This is a genomic window from Streptomyces sp. NPDC058221, from assembly GCF_042882365.1.
In the GTDB taxonomy this organism is placed as follows: domain Bacteria; phylum Actinomycetota; class Actinomycetes; order Streptomycetales; family Streptomycetaceae; genus Streptomyces.
Map to the genome: position 1 here is coordinate 20133 of NZ_JBHVWF010000104.1, position 10375 is coordinate 30507.

Sequence of the window (10375 nt, forward strand, 5' to 3'; positions counted from 1 at the left end):
GTCATGCGCGGAGGCGGAGGCCTCTCGGGGTGGCGAGGAAGCCGGCCGACTCCAGAGTCCGGCCCAGCGGTGAGGTCAGCGCCGAGGCGCCGTTGGTGCGCTCCACCGTCACCGTGCCCAGGGCTCCGGCGCGGGCGGCAGCGGCCAGGGCCGTGGCGGCCGCCCGCAGGGCGGGGTCCTCAGGATCGGTCGGCCAGGCGAGCAGCGTTTTTCCGCCGCGCTCCATGTACAGCGTCAGTTCACCGTCCACCAGGACCACGAGGGAGCCGGCCTTCCGGCCCGGCTTGTGGCCGGCGCCGTCCGGTGGTTCGGGCCACGGGAGGGCAGCCCCGTAGGCATTGGCCGGGTCGGCCGCCGCGAGGACCAGGGCCTGCGGAGCCGCACCCGGTTCCGTCCGGTCGCGGGCGGTGGAGGCCGCGCGGAGCCGGTCGACCGCGCCGTCCATGGCGAACTGTGCGGCCCCCAGCCCCTCCACGGCATAGCCGCGACGGGCCTGACCGTTGTCCTCGAAGACGGACAGCACGCGGTACGCGGCGGAGAAGCCGCCCTCGACGCCCTCGGCCTGGACCGCGCCACGGGTCACCACACCGTGCCGGTCCAGGAGTGTGCGGGCCAGGGCGTGGGCCCGGTGCGTGGGGTCCGGCTCGAGGGCGGGCAGCAGGGACCAGCGGCCCGACACCGTGGGCGGGCCGGTGCGCGAGGAGGGACGGGCCGCGGCCGTCAGCGAGCCGTAACGGCCGCGGGGGACGTTCCGCCGCGCGCGGTGCGCGGTCGATCCCGCCGTGCGCCCGGAGCCGAGCAGCGAACGCAGCGGTGCGAGCGTGTCGTTGGTGAGCCGGCCCGACCAGGTGAGGTCCCAGACGGCGTCCGCCAGGTGCGGATCGGTGCAGTCCGGGTGCGTGGTGGCCCGGACCTGATCGGCGATCTGGCGGAAGAAGAGTCCGTATCCGCCGGTCAGGGCGGTGAGTACGGACTCGTGCAGCGCGCTGAGCTCGAGCGGGCGCGGGGGAGCCAGGAGCAGGGGGGCGCTGTCGGCCAGGTAGAGGGAGAGCCAGCCGTCCTTGCCGGGCAGGGCGCCCGCACCGGCCCACACGACCTCTCCGGTGGTGGTCAGTTCGTCGAGGAGCGCGGGGGAGTAGCCGGTGACACGGCCGGGCAGGACCAGCTTCTCCAGGGCCGACGCGGGGACGGGAGCACCCTGCAACTGCTCGATGGCACGGGCCAGTCCGTCGATGCCCCGCAGGCTGTTACTGCCGTGGTGCTGCCACTGGGGCAGGAATCCGGCCAGGGCGGCGGGCGGCACCGGCTCCAGCTCATGACGGAGCGCGGCGAGCGAGCGGCGCCGCAGCCGTCGCAGCACCGTGGCGTCGCACCACTCCTGGCCGATCCCGGCGGGATGGAACTCGCCCTGGACGATCCGGCCGGAGGCCGCCAGCCGCTGCAGCGCCCCGTCGGTGACAGCGATCCCGAGGCCGAAGCGGGCAGCGGCACCGGCGGAGGTGAACGGGCCGTGCGTGCGGGCATAGCGTGCCAGGAGGTCACCGAGTGGCTCCTTGACCGGTTCGGTGAACGCCTCCGGGACACCGACCGGGAGAGCCGTGCCCAGGGCGTCGCGCAGCCGGCCCGCGTCCTCGATCGCCGCCCAGTGCTCACCGCCGCCGATCCGGACCCGGATGGCCCGGCGTGCCGACGCCAGCTCCTGCGCCCACGGTGGTTCGGCCCCGCGCTCGGCCAGCTCCGCGTCGGTGAGCGGGCCGAGGACCCGCAGCAGATCGGCGACGCCTTCGGCATCCTTGATCCTGCGGTCCTCGGTCAGCCACTGGAGCTCCCGCTCCAGCTCGGTCAGGACGTCGGCGTCGAGCAGCTCGCGCAGCTCCGCCCGGCCCAGCAGCTCGGCCAGCAGATGGGAGTCGAGCGAGAGCGCGGCGGCCCGCCGCTCGGCGAGGGGGGAGTCGCCCTCGTAGAGGAACTGCGCGACGTAGCCGAACAGGAGCGAGCGCGCGAACGGTGACGGCTCCTGCGTCGTCACCTCGACCAGGCGGATCCGGCGTGCTTCCAGATCACCCATCACCTCGGTGAGCCCGGGAACGTCGAAGACGTCCTGCAGGCACTCGCGGACCGCTTCGAGAACGATGGGGAACGAGCCGAACTCGGAGGCCACCTGGAGGAGCTGGGAGGCTCGCTGCCGCTGCTGCCACAGCGGGGTGCGCTTGCCGGGGCTGCGCCGCGGAAGCAGCAGCGCCCGGGCCGCACATTCACGGAACCGGGAGGCGAACAGGGCGGAACCGCCGACCTGATCGGTGACGAGCTGTCCGATCTCGCCCTGGTCGAAGGCGACGTCGGCGGCGCCGACCGGGGGCTGATCGCTGTCGTGGCCTGCGTTCGACAGCGGGGCCGGTGCCGGACCGCCGGATTCGGACGTCCCGGCCGGGGCCACCGGGTCGAAGTCGAGGAGGTCCAGGCCCATCATGTCGGCGTCCGGAAGCCTGAGCACGATGCCGTCGTCGGCATGCATGACCTGGGCGTCCATGCCGTACCGCTCGGCGAGGCGGGCGCTGAGCGCGAGCGCCCAGGGGGCGTGCACCTGGGCGCCGAACGGGGAGTGCACGACCACCCGCCAGTCGCCCAGCTCGTCCCGGAAACGCTCGACGAGGATCGTCCGGTCGTCCGGGACATGACCGCAGGCCCGGCGCTGCTCGTCGATGTACGAAAGGACGTTGTCCACGGCCCAGGTGTCCAGACCCGCCGCAAGCAGCCGTTCCCGGGCGTCCTCGGGGGACAGCCCGCCGAGCTCGCGGAGAAAGGCGCCCAGGGCACGGCCCAGCTCCAGCGGCCGGCCCAGCTGGTCGCCCTTCCAGAACGGCAGCCGGCCCGGCACACCGGGCGCGGGCGACACCAGCACCCGGTCGCGGGTGATGTCCTCGATCCGCCAGGACGTGGTGCCCAGCGTGAAGACATCGCCCACCCGGGACTCGTACACCATCTCCTCGTCCAGCTCACCGACCCGGCCGCCGCCCTTCTTGGGGTCGGCGCCGGCGAGGAAGACCCCGAAGAGTCCGCGGTCGGGGATGGTGCCACCGGAGGTGACGGCGAGCCGCTGGGCGCCGGGGCGGCCCGTGACCGTACCGGCGACGCGGTCCCAGACCACGCGCGGGCGCAGCTCGGCGAAGGCGTCGGACGGGTAGCGGCCGGCCAGCATGTCGAGCACGGCAGTGAAAGCGGACTCGGGGAGCGAGGCGAAAGGCGCGGCCCGGCGCGTCACGGCCAGCAGGTCGTCCACCTGCCAGCTGTCCAGGGCGACCATGGCGACCAGTTGCTGCGCCAGCACGTCCAGCGGATTGGACGGGATCCGGAGCGCCTCGATGGAGCCCTCGCGCATCCGCTCGGTGACCACCGCCGCCTGCACCAGGTCACCCCGGTACTTCGGGAAGACGACCCCGGTGGACACCGCGCCCACCTGGTGCCCGGCACGGCCGACGCGCTGCAGCCCGGAGGCGACCGAGGGGGGCGACTCGACCTGGATCACCAGGTCGACCGCGCCCATGTCGATGCCCAGCTCCAGGCTGGACGTGGCGACCACCGCGGGCAGCCTGCCCGCTTTGAGGTCCTCCTCGACCTGGGCGCGCTGCTCCTTGGACACCGATCCGTGGTGCGCCCGTGCGAGCAGGGCCGGCGCCCCCTTGGCGGCACCCGACTCGGCCATGATCTCGGCGGGCGAGTGGGCCTCCGGCATCGTCTCGCCGGTGGCCCGCTCGTAGGCGATCTCGTTGAGCCGGTTGCAGAGCCGCTCGGCGAGACGGCGGGAGTTGGCGAAGACGATCGTGGAGCGGTGCGCCTGGACGAGATCGGCGATCCGCTCCTCCACGTGCGGCCAGATCGACGGCTTGTCCGCCTGGCCCGCGGTGTCCGTGCCGGCGGCGGGGGAGCCGCCGAGCTCACCGAGATCCTCGACCGGTACGACCACCGACAGATCGAACCGCTTGGTGGAAGGCGGCTGGACGATCTCCACCCTCCGCTGCGGGGAGAGGAACCGCGCCACTTCGTCGACCGGACGGACCGTGGCGGACAGGCCGATGCGGCGGGCCGGTCGTGCCAGCAGTTCGTCGAGACGCTCCAGCGACAGGGCGAGATGGGCGCCGCGCTTGGTGCCCGCGACGGCGTGCACCTCGTCCAGGATCACCGTCTCGATCCCCGCCAGCGCCTCCCGGGCCGAGGAGGTCAGCATCAGGAACAGGGACTCGGGGGTGGTGATCAGGATGTCCGGCGGCCTGGTCGCCATCGAACGGCGCTCGGCGGGCGGGGTGTCGCCCGAGCGGATTCCCACGCGCACCTCGGGCTCGGGCAGTCCGAGGCGCACCGACTCCTGGCGGATGCCGGTGAGCGGCGAGCGGAGATTGCGTTCCACGTCGACCGCGAGCGCCTTGAGCGGCGACACGTACAGCACCCGGCAGCGCTTCTTCGCCTCGGCGGGCGGTGGGACCGCCGTCAGCTGGTCGAGGGCGGCGAGGAAGGCCGCCAGCGTCTTGCCGGATCCCGTCGGCGCGACGACCAGGACGTCCGACCCCTCACCGATCGCCCGCCAGGCACCTTCCTGCGCGGCCGTGGGCGCGCTGAAGGCCCCCGTGAACCAACTGCGGGTCGCGGAGGAGAACGAATCGAGTGCGGAGCCGGTCATGCCCCCATCGTGCACCCCGCCACTGACAACGGCCGGGACACCGCCTGCGACCGGGGGCGGGCAGGGTGCGGTCCGCCCGGCTGTTTCCGCCGGCCCGCAGGATCGGTGACCTCGGCCGGGAGCTGCGAGAATCCGGGTATGGCGGGAGCTGCGGGACGGGCGGAGTGGGCGAGGTACTGGCAGTACGCGGAACTGCCCGGCCTCGACCTGCTGCGGGCCCGCTACGTCCGCCACGCCTTCCCGCGCCACAGCCACGAGGGCTATGTCTTCGGCGCCGTCACCCAGGGCCTCGAGGACGTCGCACTGCCCGGCGAAACCGTCCACGCGGGCCCGGGCTCCGTGGTCATGATCAACCCTGAGGTGCCGCACACCGCCCGCGCCGGTGTCCCCGAGGGGTGGGTGTACGCGACGCTCTACCCGTCCGCGCAGGTGATCAACGACATCGCGGCCGATACGACGGATCTGCGCGGCACGGTCGGTTTCACCGAGACCAGCGTGGTCGATCCGTACGCGGCCCGGCTGATCGGCGAGGTCCACCGTGCGGCGGAGGAGGGCAACGCACTCGCCGCGGACAGTGTGCTGCGGGTCATGGTCACGCGTCTGCTCACCCGGCACGGAAGCGCGCTGTCCACTCCCGGGCCCCGGGCTGCGGGCGCGCGGGACGCGGCGCGCGCCCGTGCCGTACTGGAGAGCCGGATGGCCGCGCCGCCATCCCTGGAGGCACTGGCCACCGAGCTCGGTACCAGCCCGTTTGCCCTGCTGAGGGCTTTCAGGAAGCAGTACGGGATGCCGCCGCACACCTGGCTCACCGATGCCCGGGTCAGGCGGGCTCGCCGGATGCTCGACGCGGGCACAGCCCCTGCCCTGGCGGCGGCCGAGGTCGGCTTCACCGACCAGCCGCATCTCAACCGTCACTTCACCCGGATCGTGGGGGTGCCGCCGGGCGCCTACCAGCGCGAACGCGCAAGAACGTACAAGACGTGCCCCGAACCGCCCGGGTAGCGTCCGCGACGTGGCAGAACAGACAGCACCCCTTCAGAAACCCGGCGAACCGGCAAGCGGCAGTGCGCTCGCCGCCGGGGCCAAGCCGGACGCGGCCGTCGTGCGTGACGCGCTCGGAGTCGGCATAGCCGTCGGACTCTCCGGCTTCGCCTTCGGTGTCACCTCGGCCGGCGCCGGACTGAGCCTGCTGCAGTCCTGTGCGCTCAGCCTTCTCGTCTTCACCGGCGCCTCCCAGTTCGCCCTGGTCGGTGCCCTCGCCGCGGGTGGCAATCCGTACACGGCGGCTGCCGGTGCCTTCTTCCTCGGGGTACGCAACTCCTTCTACGGGCTGCGGCTGTCGCAGCTGCTCGCCCTCCCGCGTGCCGTGCGCCCCTTCGCCGCCCACTGGGTCATCGACGAGACGACAGCCGTGACGCTGCCCCAGCCCACCCGGCGGGCGGCGCGGATCGGCTTCACCGTCACCGGGCTCACCCTCTACGTGCTGTGGAACCTCACCACACTCGTCGGCGCCCTGGGCGCCGAAGCGCTCGGCGACACCGATGCCTGGGGGCTGGACGCGGCCAGTCCCGCCGTCTTCCTCGCCCTGCTCGCGCCGATGCTGAAGACCACGACGGAGCGCGTCACCGCCGGGCTCGCGGTTGTCCTCGTCCTCGGCCTGCTGCCGGTGCTCCCCGCCGGGGTGCCCGTACTGGTGTCCGCGCTCGCTGCGCCCGTCGTCCTCTTCATGAGGGGGCGCGGCAGCGGTAAGGGACAGGCACAGGGACGGAAGGACGCGAGGGCTTCGCGCACGACCACGACGGAGGACCACGGATGAACGTCTGGATCGCCATCGCGCTGACCACCGCCGGCTGCTACCTCGCCAAGCTCCTCGGCCTCCTGGTGCCCGCAGGGGCCCTGGAACGCCCGCTCGTGCAACGCCTCGCCGCGCTGCTGCCGGTGGCACTTCTGGCCGCTCTGACCGCGCAGCAGACCTTCGGCGACGGACAGGCACTGACGCTGGACGCCAGAGGGGCGGGCCTTGCCGCGGCGGCCCTCGCGCTCGTCCTGCGTGCGCCGTTCCTCGTGGTGGTGGGCGCCGCCGTGGTCGTCACCGCCGGAGTACGCGCCCTCGGCTGACCCCATGGACCCGCGGGTGGACGGACCCGTGTCAGTCGAGCGCACGGCCGTGCGCCCGCAGGGTCTGCAACGCCCTGAGCGTCACCAGGGGGCGCCCCTCGAGCGCGGTCCCCGGCGCCCATTGCCGCCAGGTCACCGGCCAGCCGCCGTCCGCTTCCTGCCCGGCCGCCAGGTGGTCCAGCGAGAGATCCATCTCCACGTCGCTGAACCACCGGCGGGCGAGCGACTCCGGAGCCCGGGCGTAGTCGTACGGGAAGTGCTGCTCGCCGGGCGCGTAACCGGCCACCACCGGATACTCGGCCCGCTGCTCCGGATCCAGCACGGCGAGCCGCTGGTCGCGCACCAGGCGCCCCAGCCGGTCGGCCGCGGCCTCGGCGCGTGGCCGGTCCGGGGCACCGTCGAGAAAGGCGACGGCGGCCTCGATCTCGTACGGATGTGACACCTGCAGGGCGTCGACCGCGGCCCAGCAGAAGTCGGTGGCCCGGAACAGCCAGGCATGCCACACCGCGTTGCGGTGCAGCAGCCCGACCACAGGACCGGTGGCCAGCAGCTCGGCCGGCGGATTGTCGACGATCGGGATGAACGGCGCGGCAGGATAGCCACGCTGCGAGGGAAGGAGGGCGGGCAGCGCGCCCTCCTTCGTGGACACCTCGGTGAGGAAACGGCAGATCCTCTCCACCCGGAGACCGTTGCAGCGGCCGATGGAGTCGAGGACGCTCAGCGCGTGCGCCGTGTGCAGCGGCTGACTGACAGGTCCGCGCAGATCGGGTTCGAGCGCGTGCCCGTACCCGCCGTCCTCATTGAGATAGGCGGCGAGCGCCGTTTCCACGGCATCGTCACTTCCTTTCAGGAAGTGATGGGCGAACCGCCGCTGTTCGAGGACACGGGCCGTGAGCCAGATGAACTGCTCGGCACGGTTGAGGGGAGTTTCTCCGGTTCCAGCCATGGACCGACCGTAGGCCGGGAAGGGCTCCCGGCAAGGGCAGGCGGCCCGGCTGCACTCTCAGGAGCGGGATACTGATGGCATGCGGTTGACGATTTTCTGGGAACGGATGGCGGACCACTTCGGCGCGGGCTACGCCGACTCCTTCGCGCGGGACCACGTGATGGCCGAGCTCGGCGGTCGCACGGTGCACGAGGCGCTGGCCGCCGGCTGGGAAGCCAAGGACATCTGGCGCGGAGTCTGCACGGCGGTCGGCATCCCCGCGGACAAGCGCTGACGCGCAGCTCAACGCCCTGCGGCGGCCGGTGGTCGCCCGGGGCGCGCGACGGGCCGCCGGCGGGGTAGGCGAGACTGGATCCGTGGCACCGACAGACGAGACCGCTCAGACCCAGCCGCCCATCACTCCGCCCGTCGGGCCACCGGCCCCGCCGGCCGGCGGCGGGTCGGCCCGCATGCCGGCCTGGCTGCCGCGTGCGATGGTGCTGGCACTGGCGCTCTACGCCTGTTTCCGGCTCGGCAGCTGGGCGTTCGACCAGCTCATCGGTCTGCTGATCAATGTGCTGATCGCCTTCTTCCTGGCGCTCGCCATCGAACCCGCGGTCAGCCGTATGTCTGCGGCCGGCATGCGCCGGGGCCTCGCCACCTTCCTGGTCTTCCTCGCGGTGCTGATCGCCGGAGCAGGTTTCGTCGTACTGCTCGGCTCGATGCTCGCGGGCCAGATCGTCGAGATGGTGGAGGACTTCCCGAATTACCTCGACTCGGTGATCAACTGGGTCAACCAGACCTTCCACACGGAGCTCTCCCGGGTCGAGGTGCAGGACAGCCTGCTGCACTCCGACTGGTTGCAGAAGTACGTCCAGAACAGCGCGACCGGTGTGCTCGACGTGTCGACCACGGTCCTCGGCGGTCTGTTCCGACTGCTGACGATCTTCCTGTTCTCCTTCTACTTCGCCGCCGACGGGCCCCGGCTGCGCCGCGGGCTGTGCTCCGTTCTCCCGCCCTCCCGCCAGGCCGAGGTGCTGCGGGCCTGGGAGATCGCGGTCGCCAAGACAGGCGGATATCTGTACTCGCGCGGCCTGATGGCACTCATCTCCGGAGTCGCGCACTACATCCTGCTGGCGGCTCTCGGAGTGCCGTACGCGCCGGCACTCGCGGTCTGGGTCGGACTCGTCTCGCAGTTCATTCCCACGATCGGCACGTACCTGGCGGGCGCACTGCCGATGCTGATCGCCTTCACGGTCGACCCGTGGTACGCGCTCTGGGTGCTCGGGTTCGTCGTGGTGTACCAGCAGTTCGAGAACTACGTGCTGCAGCCCAAGCTGACCTCCCGGACCGTGGACATCCACCCGGCGGTCGCCTTCGGCTCGGTGATCGCCGGCACCGCGCTGATGGGCGCAGTCGGCGCGCTGATCGCCATCCCGGCCGTGGCCACGCTGCAGGCCTTCCTCGGCGCCTACGTCAAGCGGTACGACGTCACGGACGACCCGCGGGTGCACGGCCAGCACCAGTGGCGGCGCGGCGTACCGGTGTCCGCGCGGCTGCGCCGGCTCTGGCACGCCCCGGAGGACGCCGGCAGGGAAGGGGCGGACGACGAGTCGCACGACGGGGGTCCGCGCTGCTGAGGGAGGGCGACGGGCCAGGCCCCGGTATGACGTCGGGCATATGGCCTTGACTCACTTATTCCCTGAAGCCCGGGCGCTACTCTGGGGGCGAGCCGGTGCGGCGTGGCGCGCTTGACACCAAAATCGAACATCCGTTCTCATGGGATTTCCGGCCGGGTTTGCCGGGCTCGACCGTGGAGTTGTCCACAGGCCGGGAGGACGTCGAGGCCCATTGTCAGTGGCAGGGGTTAGCGTCTGAGACGTGAAGCGATCGACTCAAGCAAATCGGGTGGAACCCATGGCAGGTAACGACCGCGAGAAGGCGCTGGACGCCGCACTCGCCCAGATCGAACGGCAATTCGGCAAGGGCGCGGTCATGCGCCTCGGCGAGCGGCCGAACGAGCCCATCGAAGTGATCCCCACCGGCTCGACGGCGCTCGATGTCGCGCTCGGCGTCGGCGGCCTGCCGCGCGGACGGGTGGTGGAGGTGTACGGACCGGAGTCCTCCGGCAAGACGACGCTGACGCTGCACGCCGTGGCGAACGCCCAGAAGCTCGGCGGCACGGTGGCCTTCATCGACGCCGAGCACGCCCTCGACCCCGAGTACGCGAAGAAGCTCGGCGTCGACATCGACAACCTCATCCTGTCCCAGCCGGACAACGGTGAGCAGGCCCTCGAAATCGTGGACATGCTGATCCGCTCGGGCGCCCTCGACCTGATCGTCATCGACTCCGTCGCGGCCCTGGTGCCCCGTGCGGAGATCGAGGGCGAGATGGGTGACTCGCACGTGGGTCTGCAGGCCCGGCTGATGAGCCAGGCGCTCCGGAAGATCACCAGCGCGCTCAACCAGTCCAAGACCACCGCGATCTTCATCAACCAGCTCCGCGAGAAGATCGGCGTGATGTTCGGCTCGCCGGAGACCACCACCGGTGGCCGCGCGCTCAAGTTCTACGCCTCGGTGCGCCTCGACATCCGACGGATCGAGACGCTCAAGGACGGCACCGACGCCGTCGGCAACCGCACCCGCGTCAAGGTCGT

At 72.0% G+C, this 10375-nt stretch carries 8 protein-coding genes; 6 read left to right on the plus strand and 2 right to left on the minus strand.

Going from position 1 to position 10375, the window contains the following annotated elements:
• Position 1 precedes the first annotated feature (1 nt).
• Complete coding sequence (locus ACFVW8_RS27580) at positions 2-4675, minus strand: DEAD/DEAH box helicase (RefSeq protein WP_389694560.1); 4674 nt, start codon at positions 4673-4675, stop codon at positions 2-4.
• A 138-nt stretch (positions 4676-4813) separates the two neighbouring features.
• Here ACFVW8_RS27580 and ACFVW8_RS27585 point away from each other — a divergent pair, with 138 nt between their 5' ends.
• Genes ACFVW8_RS27585 through ACFVW8_RS27595 form a run of 3 tightly spaced genes read left to right on the plus strand, consistent with a single transcriptional unit; the run spans position 4814 to position 6793 of the window.
• On the plus strand, positions 4814-5677 hold the full coding sequence (locus ACFVW8_RS27585) for an AraC family transcriptional regulator (protein WP_389694562.1): 864 nt from the start codon (positions 4814-4816) through the stop codon (positions 5675-5677).
• A gap of 10 nt (positions 5678-5687) precedes the next feature.
• A complete protein-coding gene (locus tag ACFVW8_RS27590; RefSeq protein WP_389694564.1) occupies positions 5688-6491 on the plus strand; it encodes an AzlC family ABC transporter permease in 804 nt (267 codons plus the stop codon).
• Complete coding sequence (locus ACFVW8_RS27595; RefSeq protein ID WP_389694566.1) at positions 6488-6793, plus strand: AzlD domain-containing protein; 306 nt, start codon at positions 6488-6490, stop codon at positions 6791-6793. Before ACFVW8_RS27590 ends, ACFVW8_RS27595 begins: the two co-directional genes overlap by 4 nt.
• 31 nt (positions 6794-6824) lie before the next feature.
• Here ACFVW8_RS27595 and ACFVW8_RS27600 read toward each other — a convergent pair whose 3' ends face one another.
• Positions 6825-7739: a hypothetical protein gene (locus ACFVW8_RS27600; protein ID WP_389694567.1), complete on the minus strand. Its 915-nt coding sequence runs from the start codon at positions 7737-7739 to the stop codon at positions 6825-6827.
• 79 nt (positions 7740-7818) lie between these two features.
• Between ACFVW8_RS27600 and ACFVW8_RS27605 the strand changes: the two genes are divergently transcribed.
• From ACFVW8_RS27605 to recA, 3 genes are all read left to right on the plus strand, one after another.
• Entirely contained in the window at positions 7819-8013 is a 195-nt protein-coding gene (locus ACFVW8_RS27605) for a DUF3046 domain-containing protein (protein ID WP_389694569.1), read from the plus strand.
• 175 nt (positions 8014-8188) lie between these two features.
• A complete protein-coding gene (locus ACFVW8_RS27610) occupies positions 8189-9358 on the plus strand; it encodes an AI-2E family transporter (RefSeq protein WP_389694573.1) in 1170 nt (389 codons plus the stop codon).
• Positions 9359-9635: 277 nt separating this feature from the next.
• The coding region (gene recA, locus ACFVW8_RS27615) for a recombinase RecA (RefSeq protein ID WP_389694571.1) at positions 9636-10375 on the plus strand (740 nt) is incomplete at its 3' end.

What these genes read in the sequence shown, in the direction of transcription:
- ACFVW8_RS27580 (WP_389694560.1), bottom strand. Translation starts at nt 4,675, where the DNA reads ATGACCGGCTCCGCACTCGATTCGTTCTCCTCCGCGACCCGCAGTTGG.
- ACFVW8_RS27585 (WP_389694562.1), top strand. Translation starts at nt 4,814, where the DNA reads ATGGCGGGAGCTGCGGGACGGGCGGAGTGGGCGAGGTACTGGCAGTAC.
- ACFVW8_RS27595 (WP_389694566.1), top strand. Translation starts at nt 6,488, where the DNA reads ATGAACGTCTGGATCGCCATCGCGCTGACCACCGCCGGCTGCTACCTC.
- ACFVW8_RS27600 (WP_389694567.1), bottom strand. Translation starts at nt 7,739, where the DNA reads ATGGCTGGAACCGGAGAAACTCCCCTCAACCGTGCCGAGCAGTTCATC.
- ACFVW8_RS27605 (WP_389694569.1), top strand. Translation starts at nt 7,819, where the DNA reads ATGCGGTTGACGATTTTCTGGGAACGGATGGCGGACCACTTCGGCGCG.
- ACFVW8_RS27610 (WP_389694573.1), top strand. Translation starts at nt 8,189, where the DNA reads ATGCCGGCCTGGCTGCCGCGTGCGATGGTGCTGGCACTGGCGCTCTAC.